This window comes from Brevibacillus brevis, from assembly GCF_022026395.1.
Classification (GTDB): domain Bacteria; phylum Bacillota; class Bacilli; order Brevibacillales; family Brevibacillaceae; genus Brevibacillus.
In genome coordinates this window covers 1470548-1492709 of sequence record NZ_CP041767.1, presented here as the reverse complement: position 1 = coordinate 1492709, position 22162 = coordinate 1470548, and the positions used below count along the sequence as shown (strand labels likewise).

26 protein-coding genes and 1 pseudogene are annotated in these 22162 nt (G+C 45.4%); 10 read left to right on the top strand and 17 right to left on the bottom strand.

Annotated elements, in window-relative coordinates; genetic code table 11:
• Positions 1 to 7 precede the first annotated feature (7 nt).
• Positions 8 to 865, top strand: coding sequence for an amidohydrolase family protein (locus FO446_RS07550; protein ID WP_173608823.1), 858 nt, complete (start codon positions 8 to 10; stop codon positions 863 to 865).
• Positions 866 to 1056: 191 nt separating this feature from the next.
• The gene (locus tag FO446_RS07545) at positions 1057 to 1902 is read left to right on the top strand and encodes a DegV family protein (protein ID WP_237900280.1); all 846 of its coding nucleotides are present in this window, start codon (positions 1057 to 1059) and stop codon (positions 1900 to 1902) included.
• Positions 1903 to 1982: 80 nt separating this feature from the next.
• Here FO446_RS07545 and FO446_RS07540 read toward each other — a convergent pair whose 3' ends face one another.
• The 6 genes and pseudogenes from FO446_RS07540 to FO446_RS07515 form a co-directional block, all read right to left on the bottom strand.
• Positions 1983 to 2897, bottom strand: a complete 915-nt coding sequence (locus tag FO446_RS07540; protein ID WP_173608825.1) for an NAD(P)-dependent alcohol dehydrogenase — start codon at positions 2895 to 2897, stop codon at positions 1983 to 1985.
• Positions 2898 to 2978: 81 nt separating this feature from the next.
• A pseudogene (locus FO446_RS07535) lies at positions 2979 to 3176 on the bottom strand (response regulator transcription factor); the annotation flags it as partial.
• A 224-nt stretch (positions 3177 to 3400) separates the two neighbouring features.
• The gene (locus tag FO446_RS07530) at positions 3401 to 3838 is read right to left on the bottom strand and encodes an SRPBCC family protein (protein ID WP_221867583.1); all 438 of its coding nucleotides are present in this window, start codon (positions 3836 to 3838) and stop codon (positions 3401 to 3403) included.
• 87 nt (positions 3839 to 3925) lie between these two features.
• Positions 3926 to 4687, bottom strand: coding sequence for a DUF4253 domain-containing protein (locus FO446_RS07525; RefSeq protein WP_237900278.1), 762 nt, complete (start codon positions 4685 to 4687; stop codon positions 3926 to 3928).
• 157 nt (positions 4688 to 4844) lie between these two features.
• Positions 4845 to 6935 (bottom strand): S-layer homology domain-containing protein, encoded by a 2091-nt coding sequence (locus FO446_RS07520; protein ID WP_237900275.1) that lies wholly within the window; start codon positions 6933 to 6935, stop codon positions 4845 to 4847.
• A 210-nt stretch (positions 6936 to 7145) separates the two neighbouring features.
• Positions 7146 to 7592, bottom strand: a complete 447-nt coding sequence (locus FO446_RS07515) for an SRPBCC family protein (RefSeq protein WP_221867580.1) — start codon at positions 7590 to 7592, stop codon at positions 7146 to 7148.
• Positions 7593 to 7776: 184 nt separating this feature from the next.
• On the opposite strand from FO446_RS07515, the gene FO446_RS07510 reads away from it, so the two are divergent.
• Complete coding sequence (locus FO446_RS07510; RefSeq protein ID WP_237900274.1) at positions 7777 to 8160, top strand: nuclear transport factor 2 family protein; 384 nt, start codon at positions 7777 to 7779, stop codon at positions 8158 to 8160.
• A gap of 129 nt (positions 8161 to 8289) precedes the next feature.
• Entirely contained in the window at positions 8290 to 9762 is a 1473-nt protein-coding gene (locus FO446_RS07505) for an MFS transporter (RefSeq protein WP_173608831.1), read from the top strand.
• A gap of 35 nt (positions 9763 to 9797) precedes the next feature.
• Here FO446_RS07505 and FO446_RS07500 read toward each other — a convergent pair whose 3' ends face one another.
• From FO446_RS07500 to FO446_RS07475, 6 genes are all read right to left on the bottom strand, one after another.
• Positions 9798 to 11003 (bottom strand): MFS transporter, encoded by a 1206-nt coding sequence (locus tag FO446_RS07500; RefSeq protein WP_237900272.1) that lies wholly within the window; start codon positions 11001 to 11003, stop codon positions 9798 to 9800.
• A 74-nt stretch (positions 11004 to 11077) separates the two neighbouring features.
• Positions 11078 to 11629 carry a MarR family winged helix-turn-helix transcriptional regulator gene (locus FO446_RS07495; protein ID WP_237900269.1) on the bottom strand — a complete coding sequence of 184 codons (552 nt, stop codon included), beginning with the start codon at positions 11627 to 11629 and terminating at the stop codon, positions 11078 to 11080.
• A gap of 51 nt (positions 11630 to 11680) precedes the next feature.
• Positions 11681 to 12355, bottom strand: a complete 675-nt coding sequence (locus FO446_RS07490) for a formylglycine-generating enzyme family protein (protein WP_237900267.1) — start codon at positions 12353 to 12355, stop codon at positions 11681 to 11683.
• A gap of 2 nt (positions 12356 to 12357) precedes the next feature.
• Positions 12358 to 12726: a DUF4180 domain-containing protein gene (locus tag FO446_RS07485; RefSeq protein ID WP_221867576.1), complete on the bottom strand. Its 369-nt coding sequence runs from the start codon at positions 12724 to 12726 to the stop codon at positions 12358 to 12360.
• A gap of 11 nt (positions 12727 to 12737) precedes the next feature.
• Positions 12738 to 13394 (bottom strand): TetR/AcrR family transcriptional regulator, encoded by a 657-nt coding sequence (locus tag FO446_RS07480; protein ID WP_237900264.1) that lies wholly within the window; start codon positions 13392 to 13394, stop codon positions 12738 to 12740.
• Between the two features lie 126 nt (positions 13395 to 13520).
• Positions 13521 to 14540, bottom strand: coding sequence for an AraC family transcriptional regulator (locus FO446_RS07475; protein ID WP_173608837.1), 1020 nt, complete (start codon positions 14538 to 14540; stop codon positions 13521 to 13523).
• A gap of 142 nt (positions 14541 to 14682) precedes the next feature.
• On the opposite strand from FO446_RS07475, the gene FO446_RS07470 reads away from it, so the two are divergent.
• Both FO446_RS07470 and FO446_RS07465 read left to right on the top strand, forming a co-directional pair.
• Complete coding sequence (locus tag FO446_RS07470; RefSeq protein ID WP_173608838.1) at positions 14683 to 15258, top strand: NAD(P)H-dependent oxidoreductase; 576 nt, start codon at positions 14683 to 14685, stop codon at positions 15256 to 15258.
• Between the two features lie 316 nt (positions 15259 to 15574).
• On the top strand, positions 15575 to 16105 hold the full coding sequence (locus tag FO446_RS07465; RefSeq protein WP_173608839.1) for an ECF transporter S component: 531 nt from the start codon (positions 15575 to 15577) through the stop codon (positions 16103 to 16105).
• A gap of 123 nt (positions 16106 to 16228) precedes the next feature.
• Here FO446_RS07465 and FO446_RS07460 read toward each other — a convergent pair whose 3' ends face one another.
• Positions 16229 to 16366 carry a hypothetical protein gene (locus tag FO446_RS07460; RefSeq protein WP_173608840.1) on the bottom strand — a complete coding sequence of 46 codons (138 nt, stop codon included), beginning with the start codon at positions 16364 to 16366 and terminating at the stop codon, positions 16229 to 16231.
• A gap of 252 nt (positions 16367 to 16618) precedes the next feature.
• On the opposite strand from FO446_RS07460, the gene FO446_RS07455 reads away from it, so the two are divergent.
• The 4 genes from FO446_RS07455 to FO446_RS07440 all read left to right on the top strand — a co-directional run bounded on the left by FO446_RS07455 (position 16619) and on the right by FO446_RS07440 (position 18947).
• A complete protein-coding gene (locus tag FO446_RS07455; RefSeq protein ID WP_217366948.1) occupies positions 16619 to 16981 on the top strand; it encodes a hypothetical protein in 363 nt (120 codons plus the stop codon).
• A 324-nt stretch (positions 16982 to 17305) separates the two neighbouring features.
• Complete coding sequence (locus FO446_RS07450) at positions 17306 to 17623, top strand: hypothetical protein (protein ID WP_007717182.1); 318 nt, start codon at positions 17306 to 17308, stop codon at positions 17621 to 17623.
• Between the two features lie 679 nt (positions 17624 to 18302).
• Positions 18303 to 18542, top strand: coding sequence for a hypothetical protein (locus FO446_RS07445; protein ID WP_173608842.1), 240 nt, complete (start codon positions 18303 to 18305; stop codon positions 18540 to 18542).
• A 99-nt stretch (positions 18543 to 18641) separates the two neighbouring features.
• Entirely contained in the window at positions 18642 to 18947 is a 306-nt protein-coding gene (locus FO446_RS07440; protein WP_173608843.1) for an NIPSNAP family protein, read from the top strand.
• A 7-nt stretch (positions 18948 to 18954) separates the two neighbouring features.
• Here the strand turns inward: FO446_RS07440 and FO446_RS07435 are convergent, their stop codons facing one another.
• From FO446_RS07435 to FO446_RS07425, 4 genes are all read right to left on the bottom strand, one after another.
• Positions 18955 to 19266, bottom strand: coding sequence for a hypothetical protein (locus FO446_RS07435; protein WP_237900262.1), 312 nt, complete (start codon positions 19264 to 19266; stop codon positions 18955 to 18957).
• The gene (locus FO446_RS29005) at positions 19248 to 19373 is read right to left on the bottom strand and encodes a hypothetical protein (protein WP_330873245.1); all 126 of its coding nucleotides are present in this window, start codon (positions 19371 to 19373) and stop codon (positions 19248 to 19250) included. Before FO446_RS29005 ends, FO446_RS07435 begins: the two co-directional genes overlap by 19 nt.
• Before the next feature lie 746 nt (positions 19374 to 20119).
• Entirely contained in the window at positions 20120 to 20428 is a 309-nt protein-coding gene (locus FO446_RS07430) for a hypothetical protein (RefSeq protein WP_237900260.1), read from the bottom strand.
• Between the two features lie 164 nt (positions 20429 to 20592).
• A complete protein-coding gene (locus FO446_RS07425) occupies positions 20593 to 21906 on the bottom strand; it encodes an MFS transporter (RefSeq protein WP_237900258.1) in 1314 nt (437 codons plus the stop codon).
• Positions 21907 to 22162: the final 256 nt, after the last annotated feature.

Below are 22162 nucleotides of genomic sequence, written 5' to 3'. Positions count from 1 at the left end.
CTTCACAATGAAAATCATAGATGCGCACATGCATTTATCCCATATCGAGGAATTCAAGCGGACAGCGGCAGAAAAGTCGTTTGTCGATTACTCCGTTGCCGGCCTCTTGCAAGAATATGCCGAGAATGGCGTGATTCTTGGGATAGGCATGGGCTTGACAGAGACTCAGCCAGACGGCTTTCCCGATGTGGAAGCGGTCACTCCCATGGGACTAGACCTGACAGACGAGTTGCCGCCACAATTCGTCTATTGCCTGGGAATCAACCCGTTCAAGCTGGATGAAGCCGCAGTGGCACGCTTGGAAGCTGACCTGCAAACACCCAATGTGGTCGGGTTGAAAATCTATCTAGGCTACTATCCCTTCTACGCCTATGATAGCGTCTATGATCCCGTCTATGCGCTCGCAGCCAAATACCAGGTGCCTGTCGTCTTTCACACCGGCGATACGTACTCGGAGCGCGGGCTCTTAAAATACTCCCACCCTCTCACACTGGACGAGGTGGCGGTGAAACATCGAGACGTCAATTTCATGATGGCCCATTTTGGTGATCCGTGGGTACTCGATGGGGCAGAGGTCGTTTATAAAAACCGAAACATGTTTGCAGATCTCTCCGGCTTAATGGTCGGTGACGCAGCCAATTGCAAGCGACTTTCGGAATCCCCTCTCTTCTTCTCCCATCTGCGACACGCAATCACCTATTGTGATCATTACGACAAGTTTTTGTTCGGAACAGACTGGCCGTTGGCGCCAGTGAAGTCGTATATCCAGTTTGTACAGGACCTAATCCCAACGGAGTATCACGAGGATGTGTTTTACAAGACAGCATTGAAGGTGTTTCCCAAAATCAAGCCGTTGGTTGAGTAGACAATACAAATCCCATGTCTCTTCCTCTCGAAGAAACATGGGATTTTTCATTTGTTCAAGAAAACTTCTTCTATTTACGACAAAAAACGACAGTTTCCGTATTATGATACATATATGCGAGTTTGCTTATACAGCTTTCACCAGTAAAGAGATAGCAAGGTTTCTACTACATTGGGGGAGGACATGTTTCCTTGAAGAAAAAAATTGCCTGGGTTACAGACAGTACCGCACTCATACCTGATCACATCTTGGAAGAGCATGACATCTACGTCGTTCCACTGGAGATTATCTTTGAAGATGGCACTTATGAAGACGGCATTGATTTAGCGCCTGAACAGCTTTATCAAAAAATTGTACAGGCCAATTATGCTCCCAAAACGTCGCAGCCATGCTTAGGAAAATTTGTGACCCTCTACGAACGATTAAAGGAAGAGTATGAATGCGCGATTGCTGTACACCTCTCCTCTGATCTGAGTGGGACCTACAATACAAGCGCCACAGCAGCCAAGATGGTAGACTTTCCTGTCGAGTCGGTAGATTCCAAGCTGATGTCGTACCCGATTACCTCGATTATCTTAAACGGAATCGAGCAAGCCAAAGAGGGTAAAGGCTACCAAGAGATTGCGGCTTCCTTGCGCAAGGAATACAAAAAGTTCGAGAACTACATCCTGGTCGGCAGTCTCGACCAGTTTTACAAGGGCGGCCGAATGACCGGCTTGCAATATTTCATCGGCAATCTGCTTCAGATCAAGCCTATTTTTCAAATTAAGGATGGACTGTTTGAAGTATATGAAAAGGTTCGTACCGAAGGGAAAGCGATCAAGCGCATGATGGAGCAGTTGGAGAACGCCAAGCAGAATTACACCGTGAAGCACGTGCAGATTTTGCATGGCAACGTTTTGGACAAAGCGCTGGAACTGAAAGAGAAAATTCAGAGCAAGTACTCCGATGTCGAGGTATTGGTTGGACCGATCAGTTCCACGATTGGGGCACATGCCGGGATGGGGACGCTGGCGTTGGCTTGGCGGAATGAATAAGAGTGAAATGGGGCAGTCTCACATGCCAATTTTTTCGGCAAAGAGCTGCCCCCCTTTGACTTTATTTTGGCACAATTTCATCATGTTCCAACCTTAATCACTACATTCCCCTTCTTCCGCCCTGTCTCTACATATCGATGTGCCTCCGGTACTTGTTCCAGCGAATAACGTCTATCAATAACCGCTTTTATCTGCCCTGCTTCCATCAACTCTTTAAGAAAATCCAAATCCTCCGTTCGCACTTTTGCAATCCCTAGCCCATCGACTGTCAGGAATATCCCGTCAGGCGCCAGTGCTTTTACGCAATGGGACTTCGTTGCTTTCCCAACGGCATCAAATATAACGTCATACCGCTCTTCTTTTTTCGTAAAATCCTCTTTCGTGTAATCGATGACGGTATCGGCCCCCAACGATTTCACCAAATCGAAATTGGCAGAGCTACATACCGCTGTCACCTCAGCGCCAAAATACTTGGCAAGCTGTACCGCTGAGGTCCCTACCGCTCCAGAAGCTCCGTAGATCAGCATTTTTTGTCCCTTTTGCAGCTTTCCTTTTCGAAAAAAATGCAAGGCGGTGGTACCCCCAAAAGGAATCGCGGCGGCTTCTTCATGTGTTACATTTGTCGGCTTTACCCCCACGATTGCGTTTTCACGCAGACAGATGTACTCCGCATGCGCACCGCATCGCATCCCGCTTAATGCATAGACTTGGTCGCCTTCTTTAAATCGTTTGACATGTTTGCCGATCGCTTCGACTTCCCCAGATAGCTCCACGCCGAGAATCGGATTTCTCGGTTTTGTGAGTCCGAGCACGAGGCGCATGGGAATCCAGAGCAAGAACGGACTTTTGAAGGCGCGGATTCTACAGTCTCCAGATGTAACCGTTGTTGCATGAACTTTTATCAGGATTTCATTCTCCTTAGGAATAGGCTTCTCTACTTCTCTTAGCTCCAAAACATCGGGCGATCCGTATTTCGTGCAAACCACGGCTCTCATTGACATCCCCCTATCCGCTTTGCCATCAGTATAGCGGGAGTACGGTATTGGAATACAGGTACTTAAGTATTGTTTTGGAATTTACAGCAAGCCTAACTGGCGAGCCCGTGCGACTGCTTCTGTACGCCGCTGTACCTGCAGCTTGTCAAAGATATTCCGGTTATGCCCTTTCACCGTGCTAAGTGCGAGGAACAAGTACCGGGCAATGTCACGATTCGATAATCCTTTTTCGATGAGCTGCAAAATTTCAAGTTCTCGCTCATTAAGCGGCTCGATCAGACGAGGACGGGTAACGGTCTTCAACCGTGGCGGGGGCATATGCAGCTTGGTGGTTACAATTGGAATCATCATAAAAAAATATAAGGATCGATGTCTCTAAGCGTCAACTCCGCCGACTTTTTGATTTACTCGGTATTGGCCCCGCCTCCTTTATTATCTCCCAATCGTGCATGAAACAAAAAAACACGCCGAGCTGGCGTGCTTACATTTTGGTGGCAAGGATGCTATTTCGTTATACGTTTTCCAATAGCCTCCACGAGCTCTTTCGTTGTCTTGGGAAGATTGGACTTCAGAATAGAATTGATCATGGGGCCCTTCACACCATGGGCGGTGATGTCGAGACACCCCGTCATTTTCGTACGTGCCTCCCCCAATGCCTTCGCTTTGAAATAGCCATGCCCAGTGAAATTCCCACTGATCCCCGTCAAGGTAAACTTGACCTCGGTCGGAGGCGTCCATTCGGTGATATCCACCTGCAGGCTGATGGTCTTCTTCATGATGCCGATATCGCCTGTAAACGTCCAAGCGACACAACGTTCATTGATTACCTCGTGGTTAATGTAGCCAGGTACCAGTGGAACCCAATTCTCCACTATGCTTACAAACTGCCATACCGCCCCGATGGGCAGGTTCAGCTCCACATCATGTATTCCTTGAGGCATGATTTGCTCATTCCTTCCCCCAGTGTTCTTTGGTATCTTGTTATGTTTATTGCCAGAACACGGGAGATATTTCAGGAATATGGCGGGTTAATCCCACCAAAAATGCCAAACATCCTGTTTCATTAAATAATTGGCGTAATGCCCTAATGAAGGAAACTCATCCAGAACATACTGACAAAAGATGAAATGCTCTCGTGCCAGCTTGAGTGCTTCCTGATGGGTCTTCGGTCTTGAACCAGCTTGAAAAATCCACGTATCCTCTGTCACAGCGAGAATCTTGATCCCATACGCCTCCTGCCAGTGCTTTACGATAACAGACTGGTAAACGGGCAGTGGGCATTCATTATAGCCGCCCATTGGGACCCACAGTGGTGCTTCATAACCGGATGCTATCGGCAATTCCAGGACAATCAGGGCATCATCTTCCAACCGATCCTGCACCCATTTTTCACTTATGCGGAAGGACTCCGTCTCTGTTTCACTCAGTTGTTCATTGAGCAGCTCGTCACCTTCCCATATCAGGGAATATGCCTGATAGATGCCTTCAAAGTTCTTTCCTTCCAAACTTTTCAACTCGGCTTCAATGTCTGTATACAAAAGACGAGACTTCACAATTCGCCGAAAGACATCCTCCACAGATAAGCCATGAACCTCCTCTAGCTGGTTATGTACATAATCAGCGAGTGATCCCTCTTCGTCCACCGCTTCCTCTATCATCTCTAGTATATTATAGCTAGGCAGGACCAAAATGCTGTGCTTATCTTCCTTTATAGCCGGTACCGTGAAATCCTCCGCAGCAACCACTTTTATGTCACATTCTTTTAGGTAATTCGACAACTCCTCTACCATCGTCACACCTCTTTTTTCTGTTGGTTTGAGCAACTCATAGGATTACTCGTCTATTTTACTTCAATTTCCAGAGTGAGTGGAAATGAACAAAAAGCAAAAACGCTTGTGTTCGGAGCATTGGCGTAAAAAGTGGGAAGCAAACTGCATCCCTACTCTTTTACTCTGTGCTTCTCGAATAGAATTTCAATTCCATTAATAAACGAGCTACATCAGCCTTTGTCAAAATCTTAGTAGGCTGCCCGGCAATTGAAAGAGCTCCATTCTTTTCTCCACTCCTTTGTAGCAGCCTGGAAATCATCTCTTTTGCTTCCGCATTTGTGACATTGCGATCTGGATCGAATTGCTTATTGTTGGTGGTAGCTTGTATCAAACCTCTTTCTATCGAATCTTTCACGATTTCATAGAGGGGATGACCTTTATCGATATCCGTAAAAAATTGCTCCTCCCCCGCTACTCCATAATAGTCTGGAAAGAAGTCGTAGGACTCCTGGGCTTTGAGCACAATGCGTAGAAACTCTCCACGGGTAACAGGCTGATCAGGATCAAGATTGCTGTTTGTTACAGGAAAATAACCGTCTTTCACAGCGTACAAAAGCGCCAAATAGTGAGGGTGCGCAGCAATATCCTCTGGAATTTTTGACTGCTTGTAAGCCGTATAGCTCACCCATTCTCCAGAATCCGCATCAACCACACCATCGTCTCCTACCATTCTGTAAACCAGCTTTGGCTCACGACTAACCAGATAGGTTCCCTGTCGCCATTCTGGATATGGCATGAAATAGGTGAGTCGAAGCTCCTTGTTTTCCTTTTCTACCTGCTTTGCTTTTTGTTCATCGATTCTAGGTTTTTGTACCTGAATCATCTCGAATGGTTGATAGGCTGGAAAAGTGTGCATCCCCTTTACCTCTCCATTTACAGGATCTACGATTACCCCCGTTTCGAGGCCTTGGACAGGTATTCCTTGCTTTAACCAACCAAAAGTAATGTAGTAGCCGCCATTTCGCTGAAACAGCCATTTCTTGCTCTCTTCTGTTGGCGGAAGATGGATCGCATACAGCTCTCCTTGTCGATCAGGATAGAGTTTCTTCATAAAATCGGTTGCATCTACTTGTGCTTTTTCGTAAGGAATGGGATTGGGATAGATTCGACTCTCTATTTCAGAATGTTCTTCCTCCACCGAAAAAATCGTAACCTCTCCGTAATCATCCATCCCTAACTGGAACTTCATTTCCTTTTCTTTTCCTTGGGCTGGACGAGCATAATAAAAAGACTTTGCACTATTGGAGCTAACCTCCCCAAATCCATTCCATGATATCGCAGTACTGCCCCCAACCTTTGTTTGACGATCAGGTATAGCTTGGAACATCGTACGTGCAATCTCGTCGGCTTTCTCTCTCTTTTCATCATCCATCAGCCTTTTTCGTTCCTTGCCCAACGTTTTGGTTGATGTTCCTAGTGGGATTCGCGACTGCTGACTACTCTCCCCCAAAATCGTCATGGGTTGATCCGTCATCGCATCGATGAAGACCGATGCTTTTTCATCGTAAGCATATGCCAAAATCATTTTTCTATGGGGCAATCCATATTTTCCGATCTGCTCCCCTGTATACACATAATGAAGGGCTGGCTTTACCGCCTCGTCCCACCGTCTATTTGCCTCCTCCGCTGATATGGCTGGAACAGGAGATGGCAACTCTCCATTGTACCATTGGCGACTGTAAGAACCGATTTCACCTTGAGAATCGACGATTACCTGAAGATAGTTCTCCAAGAATGGAATGTCATTTTCTACGCGAACAAAATGAAAAACATGATCCATTACCTGCGGAGGAAGGGAATCGTCAACCTGATATTCATTTGCCTTGGAAATATGCCCTTGCACTTCAGAGGCAACTGTATTTACGAATGCTTCTGCCTTTTTCAAAGCCTCTTTTTCTGAAATGATGTTCACAGCCGTTTCTTTTGGCTTATCAACTGTAGATTTTGCAAACCGGACCAATTTGCCTGTTGTTGCGTCTATATCTATGAATAGACTTTCATTCCCGTCTTTATCTTTGACCCAATAGCTCGTCCAAACCGCTCCGTTTTGACCAAAAGCGACTGTATCGTTAAGATAGATATCTTCCACAACGTAACCCTTTGTATCGATAGGTATCTTTTTCATGAGTGAGATAGCCTGTTCCTTTGTAAGATAAGAAGCAGGTTCCGCTGCAAATGCAGTTGTCACGATACCAGTTTTTTCATTCATCGTTGGTACGCTGGAAAAAAAACAGCCCATGATTGCTAGCATTGTTGCTGATTTTATGAAAAGAGAACATTTCATCATCTCACCCTGTTTTATATATTTCTCTCGATTATACCAGCAACAGGAAAATATGTTTGTATTTTCATCATGAGGGATCACAAAAAAACTGCACCCCATTGTGAAACATAGAAACGAGAGGTGCAGTTTATAAGCTTATTCACTTTCCATCATGGAGACATTTTGCCTGATTTCATTCAGAACTTCTTCCCAATGAAGCTTCATTTGCTCCCTTGTGTTCATGTCATCCAAATTCTCTTGATGAAAACTAATGGTCGTTCGGTCAGGCTTGTCGGATATCAGCCGGATTTGCAATGTGGACGGCTTTTCCCATTCCTTTATCGACCACTTCAACCGAAACTGCCGAAATGGCTTCACAACACGAAATTGACCCGATATTCCATCGCTGGAAGTAAAGGCCTCCCCCTCGCTAAAGGTAAGGCTCGGTACATGTCCAAGCCATAACTTCACCCCTTCGGACGAGGTTAAAAACGCCCATGCCTGTTCCGGGGTAATGGGCATCGTCCTGCGTACACCTACCTGGAAGCCTGTCGCTGCCGTTTGACCAACAATTTTGGGTGATTCGGTATTTTGCTTCTTCATCGGGACACCTCGCCAATCAAGTTTGTTAGCAAGAACTTTCACGAATACCAAAAATCGCGTAACAAATGAAAATAAATGACTTGAAATCCCTTTAAAAACTTATGTAAATTGTAAACAATCGCCAATAAAATGTCACTCATAAACGGAAGACCAAGTCGTTGATTCCCTGAGGAGGAGCATGACCATGACGAATGAAGAGGTAAAAGGAATCGTTGAAAATTATGTGCAGGCCTACAATTCATTTGATGTCGAAGGTATAGTGAGACACTTGCATACGGATATTGTTTTCAGGAATTATTCCAAGGGACAACTGGACACAGAAACAAAAGGAATAGAAGTGTTTAGAGAGCTAGCTGAAAAGTCTGCGAAAATTTTCTCGAGTCGGCGTCAGACCATTCTCGCCTGCCTCGTGATGGATGACAGAGCAGAAGTTCAAATTGATTATGAAGGAATACTCGCGATTGATTTGCCAAACGGACTTAAGGCTGGAGATACACTCCAATTAAAAGGGAAATCGATTTTTATGATGAAAGAAGGAAAAGTCTCCCTGATTGAAGATTACAGTTAAGAACACGTCAAAAGAAATACACCACCCTCATGATATCGACACAGGAATGACCCGAATTTGTTCACTTTCTTCATCAAAAAAAATGTTAGGATAGAGGCATCACTTCATAAAAAATGAGGAGAGTCACAAGTGCGGGTACATCCAATTTACTTTTTACGTCTTACAGGCCTACTCGATGGCCTTTCCTTATTAGTATTGATGGGCATCGCGATGCCCTTGAAATACGTGTGGGGCTTAGACAAAGCTGTAACCATCACAGGAAGTATTCACGGCGGGATTTTTTGCTTGTATGCTCTGGCGATACTCTATGCGGCCATTCGCGTGAGATGGAGCCTGCTCTGGCCTCTTGCTGCGTTACTCGCCGCTTTTGTACCGTTTGGGAACTTCTTTCTGGATCGCAGACTGAAAACGGCACAGGATATGTATCCTCTGAAGCCGTTTAACAATGCCGTGCTCGTATACGGCATCGTTTTTTTCTCGTTCTTTGATTTGTTCTCGCAACTGCCGGTCATGAGTACATTTGCTGCTTCCGTAGGCGCCAGCTCATTTGTGATAGGCTTTGTCATCGGTCTGTATTCGTTAGCCAATACCTTTGGCAATATTATCTCAGGCATGCTGACAGATAAGGTTGGGCCATCCAAGCCACTGTTGATCGGATTGGTTTTATCGAGCTGTGCCTTGCTGCTGTATCACATTGTCGATCAGCCGTTTCTGTTAGTTATCGTGCGAATCATTCACGGATTTGTCGCCGGTTTGATCGTTCCTGCTGCTTTCACTTTCTCTGCGAATAACACTTCACATGAGCAGCAAGGACGAAAGGTTGCTTTCACCGGTACCTTTGTGGGACTCGCGGCGATTATCGGACCTGCATTCAGCGGGATTATGGCAAGCAAAACCTCCGTGCCTTTTGTCTTTACATGTGTCGCTGTTATGGGCTTTTTCCTAGCCATCCTGTCCGTCATTTTTCTGCGATCCACTAAGGCCTGCAAGAAAGAGAAGCTTAAGAAGGACATTCCGACCTCAGCCTTGATCTTCAATGCTGGGATTATCAAAGCTTACGGCGGTGCCTTTTTGCTCATGTTTTCACAAGGTGTGATCGCTTACCTTTTGCCCTTGCATGTGCAATCGCTTGGATACGATTCGAAATTAAGCGGTACATTAATGAGCACTTTTGGGATGATTGCTGTCTTGCTTTTTGTCCTTCCGACCAACCAGATTTTTGATCGCGTGGCCCCTTCCAAAACGATGTCCATCGGAATTGGGTTCATGGGTGTGAGTCAGTTGCTTATTGGTCAATCCAACACGACATTGGCCCTGTATTGCATGTTAGGACTATATGGGATAGGCTTTGCTCTCTTGTTTCCTTCTGTCAATACGATGCTCATTCAATCGACGCCGCAAGAATTGCGGGGGAAAGCACACGGTTACTTATACGCCTTTTTCTCTCTCGGTGTGGTCGTCGGCTCAGGCCTGTTAGGTTGGCTGCCCTTCTCCATCGAGGAAGGGTTTCTGTTCACAGGATGTCTGCTTCTCGTGTTTGCCGTTTTCATTGCCATGCATAAGCAGCGAGAACGCTTGCTGAATCAACAAAATAATCGATAGCAGCCATCGTTTATACAACAAAACCTCCTCAACCACTAAGCTAGTGGCGAAGGAGGTTTTGTGCTACTGCTTTCAACCGCGGAATCACTGCGAATCAGGCATGCAGCCAACAAGCCAATTCCTAGTACGATTGCAAGCAAGACAAAAGTAAGTTCATAGCTGCCAACATTCATAAAACGGATGGACAATATCGGCCCAAGACTTGTTCCCGAAAACAGGATAAACGTATAAACCGAAACCGCAATTCCCCGCGATTTGCCCCCTAGCTGTCCAATAAGCGTGATCACGGAAGGAACAGATAGCGCAATTCCGGCAACGAAAAGCACACTCGTACCGATCAAAAGAGACAAGTTAGATATTAGACCGAGGGAAGCCATACTGATCACTGCCAGACCTAATCCGAAGCGTAGCACGGTACGTAAGCCAAACCGTTTTGCCAGCCCGCCCGCCAGCGGAGAAATAAGCATGCCCACTATACCAATCGTTCGAACAAGCAGAATCTCCTTGTTGCTAAGCCCAAAATCAGATCCCGCCAAATAACTGCCCAAGACCGTATACATATTAACAAATGACATAAGCAATACAAGAGCGATTATGTAGCCCAAGACGATATTTTTTTGTTTGAACAGGGAGGGAATTCGCTTAATCGGCTCCCACATATTAACGGTAGCAAGGGGACTCTCTTCTTTTGGCAGCCACCTCATCACCACGAGCAGCGTCACGAAATAGATAGCGGCAAGCATATAGAATACGGCGTGCCAACTGAATTGTTGACTCATTACGGTACTGATCACTTGACCAATGATTCCTGCCGCCAAAAATCCTGTGCTGATAAATCCGATTGCCGTTACCCGCTTTGCCACAGGGAACATTTCCACCGCATAGGCGAGTGCAACAGGCGAGAACGTAGCAGCGGCAGCACCTTGCAAGCCCCTGAGTACAATGATCCATACGAAATCATTTGCACTACCAAGCAACAAAGAAAAGAGAGCCAGGGCAATCATCCCGATCACAATAACGTTCTTGCGGCCATACTTTTCGGACAGCGGTCCATAAATCAGGCACCCTATGGCAAACCCAACCGAAAATGCGCTGCCTACTGCTGCAGCCTGTGTCAACGTAATACTGAAAAGATCGGCAAATATGGTCATAAGGGGAATCGTAACGTATAAGCTCGACATGACGACGATTCCAGACCAGCAGAGGATTGCCGTCATGAGTGAGTAGTTTCGCTGTAACATCGCACACCTCTTTTTCAAATTTTTACACAGATTATAGTTAGATTATCTAATTATATTCACAAAAAAATATGATCTTATCTTCCCACCCCCAGTTTCTCTTCCATGCTGTTATTTAACTTCATCAAGATTTTTTCCAACAGCATCCGTTCTTCCTCTTCTAATTCGCTCATGATGGAGGAGCAAGCAGACCAAAAAACTGGCAGTACGCTGGTTACTAATTCTCTGCCTTCTTGCGTGATTTTGACATGAATCTTGCGACCATCCAGCGTGCTTTGCTCCCTGATGATCCAGTGCCTTTTTTCCAGCCAGTCCAGCAAAGCTGTAACAGAAGCACGCCGAATACCCAGCCTGTCTGCAAGCGAAGAGGGAGTGATAAGTTCTCTGTCTTCATGTAACGTAAGCAACAGCAATACGTCCCATTTACACTCCGTTATGCCGAATTTCTCCAAATTCAAATCAATGACGTCTATGGCGTTATCCCCCAGCCATAGCATCAGTAGCCCCAAATGAGCCAATTTGCGATCCGTATTTTGCAGAGCTGTTTTTTCCATCAGATGCAAATATGGCTGAATACCAAGCTTTGGCAATTGATCGGATGTTTGCTCACACTTGTTTTTTCTGCTCATAATCCACCTTGACTATAATTAGATTATCTAACTAAATTCAATGTAACGGATTTATTTGGATTTTGCAACCCCCCTGGCAAGACGAAAACCGAGATCATCTATTCGAAACGTGGGGTGACTGCGTCTGCGGCACGTCGCCCCACATCCTCTGGCCTCTTCCGCCCAACTGCCACCGCGAAAAATTCGGTAGGAGCCGTAGACGTTTACATCGTAAAGGTCCCAGCACCACTCCCAAACATTCCCCAACATGTCGTAGAGCCCCCACGCATTCGGCAGCTTTTGTCCTACCGCATGTACTGTACCCTCAGCATTCCCTTGGTACCATGCGATCTCATCCAGTTCGCCGTACCGATAACCGCCCGTCCCTGCTTTGCAAGCGTACTGCCATTCCGCCTCTGTCGGCAGACGATAGCCATCCGCTTCCTCGTTCCAACTAACACGCTCACCATCTTCACTTATCGAGTAGCATTCCGTGAGACCTGCTTGCTGAGAAAGCAGATTGCAAAACGAAATCGCATCGTTCCACGAGACATTCACGACAGGAGCCTCTGGGTGGTCACTCGGTCCAGCTGCTTTTTGTACAAGCGAGAAGTATAACGCATTCGTAACAGGAACCGGTGCGAGTAAAAAAGCGTTCACCCCGGTTGTCCATATCGCCTTGATCCGATCGTCCCGTAATTCGATATGCCCTGCTGGGATGCTCACCATGGTGGACGGTCGCTCCATCTCTATTTCACCTGGCTTAACTTCTCGATCGCCTGCTCTTCGGTCGGCAAGAAAAAGATGTCGTTTCCCTTGTTGGATTCATAGATGAAGTCTTTTAGACTTTTACTTGTGTACACCGAAAAATCTCCTACAATTGCCACTTTCACCCGATAATTGATGAACTTCTGAAGGATTTCGCCAGCAAGGCGTGTTTTCAAATCGAAAAAGCTTTCGTTGAGCAATGATTTGTTGAGAATGATACGCTCACTGTCTGCTTGATAGTGTACTGTTGCAATCAGATCCAATGCGGACTGCACATCCTCTATAATTACCTCGCTACTACTCACAATGGCAATATTTTTCCCGCCAGCTTCTATCTTTGTAATATTCATGTGTACCCTCCTCACCTTCTATTGGTCATCTGCCTTACAAAGTCCTCACAAATATATCGGTTGTCTTCACCGTTTGCTGGCGAAACCCTCGCCACTCGAAAGAAGCTCAAGCCCACAACCATCGCCATGAGTCCGTAGGCAGCGTTTTGTGAATCCTCTACAGACATAAGCCCGGTTTGCTTGCCGTATTCAAAAATCTTGGTGATGCCCTGCAAATCTCTCATATAACTATTCGCAACTACTTCTTGCAGCTTGGGGTCTAATGCGGCTCTGGAGAAGAATTGGACAAAGAGTCTTGCTTGATCTTCATGCGGGATGTACATCTCAGCGATGCCATCCAGCTGCGAAACATTGATCCGTTTTTCCTTGTCGTTCACGTATGGCGGCAAGATATGAGCAAGCGTAACATCCATCATTTCCTGGGCGGTCATGGTGTTCTCAATGTCAGCTTCGATTTTCAAGCCATAATAGGCCAAGAATGCCTGAAAGGCTTCACTCGTCAAATTATCCTTATTCTTAAAATAATACGTGACGACACCTTTTGAGCAGTCCGCATACTCCGCCACCTTATCCAGCGTCATGCCATCAATCCCGTGATTGCTAGTACAAGTAAGGGTCGCATTGATGACATCTGCTCGGCGCTTTGGTTCCATTCCTAATTTGGGCATGATCTTACCTCGTTTATTTATACTGTACGGTCGGAATAAAAAAGTGTACACCATCATTTTCCAATTTGTCAAACAAAGAGGGTCCACAACAAAAAAACACGCTTACACAGCGTGTTCCACATGAGGTTACATGGCAAGTGCTTGGCGACTGATCCGATATTGTCCCGGTGTCAGCCCCGTCCATTTCTTGAAAGCATTTTGAAAGGCGCTTGGATCTGAAAAATGCAGCAGGTAGGCAATCTCTCCAATGGAATGCTCCGCTTGCTGTAAATACCCCATTGCCATTTCTTTGCGGACATTCGTGGACAATTCATGATAGGAAGTGTCCTCTGCCTTTAGTTTCACTTGCAGGGATCTCGTACTCATATGAAAAGCAGCGGCAGTCTGCTGTAAGGTCGGGAAAGCCGCAGGCATACATCCCATCATCCATTGAAACACACGGTCCGAAAATTCCCGCCCCCTGATCAGCCTCTCTCTACTTTCTTCCGCGATTGGTTCAAAAGCTTTGCGCAGCCGGACATCTGAATACAGAATCGGGTATTGCAAAACTTCTTTGCCTACCAAGAGCCCATTTTCTTCTTCACCAAAGTAAGGCTTCATCCCGAACACATTCACATAAGGTTCGATATCCGTCGTAGCGTCATGTGTGAATTGTATCGCCTGTAACGGAATAGACCGATGGCTCATACGGACGATCAAATGGTACAAGGAGCTGACCATGTCCTCCATGCAATGTCGAGAAACGCTCCCAGGGCTTTGTCTATGAAACCGCAGGAAAACATCGTTCCCCCGCTCTTCCCAATCCAGCTCGTACCCGCTGCAAAGGATCACGTGATACCGCTGATAAGCCTTCAATGCATCGACGATTTTTTCCGAATGCATCATGACATAGCCAAGAATGCCCAGATCGGCAATATCAGTTAACTGCCCTTGATGCAGTCCGAGATGGTCATCTTGCGTGTAAATGGCCGCTTCCTTCATCAAACGCTCGAGCTCCGCTTCATCAATGCGCGCCTCTACATCTTTTAGCAAGCTGCTATCGAAAGAAATATGCTCACAAAAACGTTCAAAATCAAGCTTCTTGTGAGTAATTGTCTTCATAATCGGATAAACCATCGAAATCGCAAACCCATGCGCATTTTCCAAGTACGGAACCTCCTTTGCGTAAATCCACAACATTTATGCGCTCTCGATCATTCCTCTGTTTCCTTCCACACGATATGCTGAATACAGTTCAGTTTACCACGATCTGTCGCTTATGGAATCAACTCTACAGGGGGATATGAAAATGAACATTCTCGTTATCATCGGACATCCAGATCCCGAGAGCTATTGCTCTGCGTTGGCGCATGCCTATATGAAAGGAGCTACAGGAAAAGCAGCACAGATTCGCACCATTGACTTGAGCCAAATCGCTTTCGACCCAAACTTGAAGTACGGATATCGGAAAAGAACGGAGCTGGAGGATGACCTAAAAGAAGCGCAGGAGCTCATCCGTTGGGCCGATCATCTGGTCATTGTCTATCCGACCTGGTGGGGCACGATGCCCGCTATCTTGAAGGGATTTTTCGATCGTGTCTTATTACCCGGATTCGCCTATAAATATCGGGAAGGCTCTCCACTATGGGATAAGCTGTTGACGGGCAAAACCGCGCATCTGATTGTGACCATGGATACCCCATCTTGGTACAACCGATTGATCTACTGGCAAGCCGGACACCTCGTGATGAAACGCAACATTTTGAAGTTTTGCGGGATTAAGCCTGTAAAGGTTACGGAGATTAGTGGAGTGAATGCCTCGGCGGAGGAAAAGCGTAAGAAGTGGCTGGAGAAAGTGAAGCAGCTTGGGGAGAGACTTGCCTAAGCTTACGGTAAAAAAGCCTAACCAGCACGACAAACAAAACTCAAGCCAATTCCAGCTTGAGTTTTTCCTATTCCATGAGATGTTTTTGCACACTTTCCAAAAACGTGATTCGACTATATGTGGGACCACCTTCCAGCAGCGGATCAGCTAATATATCCAAATCTGTTACTGTCCTGCACCTGCTTCCTAGCCTTTCTCCAGCGTACCTCTCCCGTTGGAATGATTTACCTAGGCAAATAAATCGTGCAAAGTGTATTTATTATGTAGCTGATTGTGAGTATGATAATAGTAAAATTAATAAGAAAGAGGCTATCATATGGATTCTACTTTTTCAGCAAGAAAAGCATCAAAGACGAAAACCTTGGTTATCAACGCCCTTTTTATCGCTTTTACTCTCGCAGCCACCATGTTTATCAATTTACGACTCCCGATCATGGGGAACGGTGGCCTCATTCATCTCGGTAACGTGCCTCTTTTAATCGCAGCTTTTGTGTATGGCAGAAAAACAGGAGCGATTGCTGGAGCTTTTGGTATGGGCCTTTTTGACCTTATCTCCGGATGGACAGCATGGGCACCGTTTACCTTCGTAATCGTGGGTGCAATGGGCTATGTAGCTGGCCTCATCGCCGAAAAGATGCCTGGTAACCGGGTATTTGTGTACGCACTCGCAGTTGCCGCTGCATTGGTGATTAAAATCGTGGGCTACTACTTTGTTGAGGTTATTCTTTACGGGAACTGGATCCAGCCGTTTGGCTCCATTCCGGGGAACGTTTTGCAGGTGGTTGTAGCAGCGGTTATTGTCATTCCGCTGGTGGGACGCTTGAAGAAGATTGTGGGGCAAGGTTAAAAAAGGAAGGATGGGGCAGAGCTCCATCCTTCCTTTTTTACAAATATAAAAAGATCGGGAATCGTCTTGGTTCAATACCCAACATAACCTCGACGAGAGCAACTGGATCATCCCAGTACAATTCTAGCAAGTCCAGTACGACATTATATGGTTTGCTACTGGAAGGATCGTCACCTGATCGACCATAATCACCGAGACACTGTCAGGGTCTTCAATCAAAAAGCGCTGGTTTTCATCGAGTTCTAAAACGATTTCTGTCATGCACGAACCTCTCCTTTACAAACCAATTATTTTGTTAATCCCTCATCACCTGGATCCATCATGTTGAAATCAAAATCTGTAAATATTGACATATTTGTAGTACGCTTATTTTGCCCGTTGTAAAAATCCTTCTTATCGGTTGATGGAACGCCGTGTGCGATGAAAGTCGCCCGCACGGTGTAGGCTCGAACGAAAACCCTCACGAAGAGAAGGGAATAAGTCGAGAATAGCTATACTGATCCAATATTCATTTTGCAAGACAATCTAAATGGTCAATATCCCTACCATTTCGTTGCAGGCTCCTCCCAATACCTTATGCCAAAATTTATCGCCACCCAGCCATTAAGAAACGCTACTCTAACTTTTGATTTGAATGATGTTTTCACTCCAGATGCAACCGATTTGTATTACATTGCTTCTAGTCGCAATGAAATTGGTGCTGATAAAATTAATGGCTCCGTAATTACGATTCCTAATGTTACTCTTGATAAAGGACAGTTAATCATTTTTGACTTAGGATCTTACACAATGCCTTCTGCAGGAACGTATAAATTTTTCATTTCTGTTGATTCAAAACACACGCAAGAAATGGTATTGGATATTTCTAACAATTAATTATCCATCAACAGCCCTCGGGATGGACCCGGGGGATATTTTTTCGTCGAGACTGAAGACTCGCCCCCCCGCTGCAACTGCCCCTCTATTTATCAAATCGTGTGTTTTGTTAACCTCAGCTCTTTAATAACACAATCACAGAAAGTTATAACTTTAGTTAGCGGACAATTTAGATTGATTGACGTAGCGTTATATTTGCCCGTTGTAAAACATTCTTTCTTATCCGTTGATGGAACGCCGTGTGCGATGAAAGTCGCCTGCACGGTGTAGGCTCGAACGAAGACCCTCACATTTAGTAGGGAATAAGTCGGGAATAGCTATGAATTGATTGCCAGACCTGCTCAAATTTTGCAACCAGCTGGACTTGCAATTAGCCAAGCAAACGTCATCGTTAAGTATGGTGAGTATACGTATTGGTCGTATACCCCTTCATCGAATGACCTTGTTTTGGTTGTCGTCGCATTTGATTCCAACAATCAGGAAGTCAAACGCTGGGAAGTTCCTGGTTATAGGTATACAATCGACATTGGGATCGATAACCAAAATAAAACAGTGGTGTTCTACATGTGGCAAAAGGTAGGAGTCTTTGAAAACGGTTCTTATCCGGTTTCGTTTACCTGGGAACAGTTGAAAATCAACTAATCCACCATCAACGGCCCCCGGGTTAATCCCGGGGTATTTTTCTCACCAGGTTGGGGAATTTCCTACTTTCTACAATTACCGTTTTGTTAAAGTGACCACTTTCAGTGCTGCGTTACAGATCGCTTCTTGTACCGTCATCGCAGTGCCGATCTTCTGGACAGACACATCATCAAAGTCTACTTGTCAAGGTGCTTTTCATTGTCCTCGGCGTAACTAAGGACAAAGAAGTGCGTTTGTTCTTTGATCTTCTCCACCACTTGTCACGCATCGGCTCCAACACTTCCCTTGTGTCCACATCTACAATCTGCCACTTGTAAAAGCTGTCGGCGTAACACCTAGATACATACGAAACGTGCCTGAAGTCGCTCCAATGAGTAGCTTCCTCGATACTCTCCACATCATCATACGGATAGGCGCACGGATTGTAGTTCCCGTTATGTTTCAGAAACGACTTAGTCTCCTTGTTTTGAACTGCGTATTACTTCGGCAATTTGATCTCCCTTTCATTAGCCATCATCGTACTTTCTACAGCTAACAAAATGTCTTTGATTTCCTTTCGGGTAGGTCGCCAACCAGCAGCCCACTAAGTTGCCAACTTGTCGTTTCCCACCCGGTTTTCATTACTGTGATATAATGAAAATAAAAACAATGGGGTGTATTGTTGAAGAGACAGTTTTTGATGATTGTAAGTGATGTAACAAAACCACAAATGGATAGAGCCACCGAAGCAGTAAAAGATTATAACGAATTCATTGACTTGATTCCAATTGAGTCTAAATCTGATGGAGGCTATAGCCTATACATCGATATTCAAAAAGGCGATGTTGCTATCACAGTCTCAGATATACGAACATTCCTGAAAAATTGGTTTAAGCCTTTAAAAATAGAATGTGATTCAAATCCACGAGACTTTTATTAAAAGTCCTTTTTAAATACACAGCTTGTAAAACCATATCCCTTCTTGTTTCTAATACTGATGTACAGTAAGATTTAGGAAAAACCATTAGGGAGTGGAAAAATGGTCACTTGTTACTTGAAATATGTTATTGATCCATATCAGGTAAGTGTTTTTGAAGAATATGCAAAGATGTGGATACCTCTTGTCAACAAGTTTGGCGGACATCATCATGGCTATTTCCTTCCTCATGAAGGTGCTAATAATATTGCTTATGCCTTATTTAGTTTTCCTAGTTTGGCAGAATATGAGGATTATCGAAAGAGAATACTGGTCGATGAAGATTGCCAACTTGCCTTCTCACTCGCAGAGCAAACAAAGTGCATCATCAGTTACGAGCGAAGTTTCTTGCGTCCGGTGTTTGAATAATTTTCCTTCAACCTTGTCCATCCTTAGATAGGATGGGCTTTTTTATATAATGAGCATTTAGTATCCATCCGCTATATGCCGGGCAGCGAGAAGATGGTCTGCAGCCCCACTTGATCACTGCCACTGGATTGATCCAGATAACTTCTGTTCTGATTTGCCCCATTTCCGCCAAAACTTTCTTTTCTTCCCTACGCCAATGCTTTAGGCGAATGTTGTATAAATCATTATCGTAACCACTTAGTATCACGGGTCCCTGATTTTCGTCTAATGCGTCGAGCAATTCAATATGGTCCGCATCCGTCATCTCATTCCTGTACATACGTTTGCTCCTTGTTGATACAAATACGGTGGATCCGCATAAATCAAAACGCTTGGATTTTTATATCGTTCAATCAATTGCAGAGCTGGCTGTTGTTCTATTTGCACCCTTTTCAATCTATCTCGTTACCGTCAATATCCGATCAGGTACTTTACTCCATTGATCAGGCTTCCTGTTGTTGGGTGCTTTTAATACGTCGATGTTATGCTTCCATCCGGTTCTGTCAGATGTTTTTCCACCCCTCGCCATCCTTTACCACTACTCGAATCTGTTTATCTTGATAGTTAAAAACGTTTTGAAGTGCCTGCATTGTATATTCCTCCCCTAACTTCCCGTTGTCCTTGAACTTCTCATGGGATCCAGCATTCCCATCTGTTTCGGGTCATCCCGTAACAAGCGCAGTGATTCCCGTGACTGGAAAGCCCCTGCAGGCCGTTTAGGAGGCTCTAAAAGAGAAGGGAAAACCTTCTGTCCGCGTAAGAGTGGCTTTCTTTTTTGCGTTCGTACGAGATCGGCGCGGAAATACGAAAAATCGCTCAGAGGATCATCTATCCCTTGAGCGATTTTTCGTATTTCAACGATATAAAATGATTGATTCCAATTTTTTGAGCTCTCTTTAAAGGGACGGGCTTCCGGCTGTATACTTGGAACCTTAATTTCTGGTATAGCTTCATAGCGGGAATATTCGTATCTGCTACTTCTTCGATGAGAAATTGTTCATACGGGGTATTTTCCATCATATGACGGAGAATCATCATTGCCACTGCGTGAATCCCTCCGCAAAAATCTGAGACATTTGCTCTCTTGCATCGAATTCTACTTGATCCGCCCCGATCACTGTAAACATGTACGGTTATTCTCCTTCCTTGTATAGAAAAGAAGTGAGGATAGAGGATGAAGGCATCGTGAAGTGGTTTTTTCGCATCATTTTCATCATAGCTAACCCGTGTAGTGTCGAATAGAAAAATACGACCATTTCATCTGGGTCCCCTGATCGGAATTCGCCGAGCGCCTGACCTTTTTTGACAAGCTGGGCTCTGGCGTGAAACAACTTGTCGCTAAGGCGAGCTACCTCGGTTTGTTTTTCGCTTGTTCCTCCCCCCGCTAGAAACGATTGAGCCATCAATATCAGCAAATTCGCAAACTCTTTGCCTGTCGTCATGTCGCTGTGAATTGCCGATACAAAAGCCCGATGCTGATGCCAGACATATCCGCAATGTCCTGGAGTTTTGAAATGCAATCTTTTACAGTTCGGTAATGCAAAAAACGGCATCTCTGCCGTTTTTCGTTGCTCCTCTATTCTTCCATGCTCCTCTATTCTTCCATCTAGTCCTTTGCAGCGTTCAACTCTGCTTCGATCTTGGAGTTTTTCGAAGACTCGTCCATACGCCAGTAAACGAGGAGGCTTATGGCAATACAAGCCGCTACATAGTAATAGAAGAGAGATTCGTTCCCGATGCTTTTGAACCATAGCGCGATGAACTCCGCTGTTCCCCCAAAGATCGCAACGGTCACCCCGTATGGAAAGCCTACACCCAGAGCGCGAATAGCGGTTGGAAACATCTCGGCTTTCACGATCGCATTGATGGACGTATAACCGGTAACAATGATAAGTCCAGACAGCATCAGCAAGAAAGCGGCATATGGGCTAGTCGTTTGTTCCAGGAGCATAAACATCGGTACGGTCCACAATGTTCCAAGAATACCGAAACCAATCAACAGCGGGCGCCGTCCAATTCGGTCGGACAGCATACCAGCAAGCGGCTGCAAGACGACAAATACGAGCAATGCGGTAAAGTTAATCCAGCTAACGATATCTTTCGGCAGTCCTACCGTAATCACCATGAATTTTTGCAAATAGGTCGTGTAGGTGTTAAAGGCAATGGTTCCCCCGAGCGTAAGACCAACGACTGCCAATACCGCCTTCGGATGCTTCATCAGCTCTCGAAGCGTACCCGCCTTTTCCTTGTTTTTCGACTCCATTTTGGTATACTGCTCTGATTCGTCCATACTGCGGCGCAACCACAACACGGCTACTGCGCCAAACGCTCCGATGATGAACGGAATTCGCCAGCCCCATGCCATCATCGCTTCTTCCGGGAGTATTTGCTGCAAGATAATTTGCACACCTAGTGCCAGCAATTGTCCACTGATCAGCGTGACGTACTGGAAGCTAGAATAGAACCCTCGGCGACCACTCGAAGCCATCTCGGACAAGTACGTGGCAGATGTTCCGTATTCCCCGCCAAGCGAAAGACCTTGGAGCAGGCGGGCAAGAACGAGAATAATAGGCGCAAACACGCCGATGGTTTCATGGTTTGGTGTTACGGCAATCACCAGAGAACCACCTGCCATGATAGTAACAGACAGCGTCAACGCAGCACGGCGTCCGTGACGGTCAGCGTATCGGCCCAGGAGCAAGCTCCCAATCGGTCTCATTAAAAATCCAATAGCAAAAACAGCGGCAGTATTCAATAACTGGCTAGTAGCGTCGCCTTTTGGAAAAAACTGAGACGAGAAGTACACCGCAAAAGCTGCATAGACATACCAGTCGTACCATTCAATCAGGTTCCCCAGTGAACCTTTAAAGATGTTGCTTGTGATTCGCCGAGTATTTTCACGATCACTCGTTGGCTTCATTGCTGCCCCCTCCTTATGTTTGACCCGAATCCATTCGAAATTGGCATCGTTTAACCGCTTACAAATGAAACCATGCTTTGAAAGGGTTTACATATTCATCCGGATGGATTCTCGAAGAACTGTTTTTATTTTAAGTTGTTTGTTTTGCTAGAATCTATTGAATACTTCCAGATGTGCAAAAACGGCATCCGAGCTGCCGAAAAACCCAGTTGAGTTACATTGATTTTTCGACCAGTTCGGGCTACCCTTTTCCATA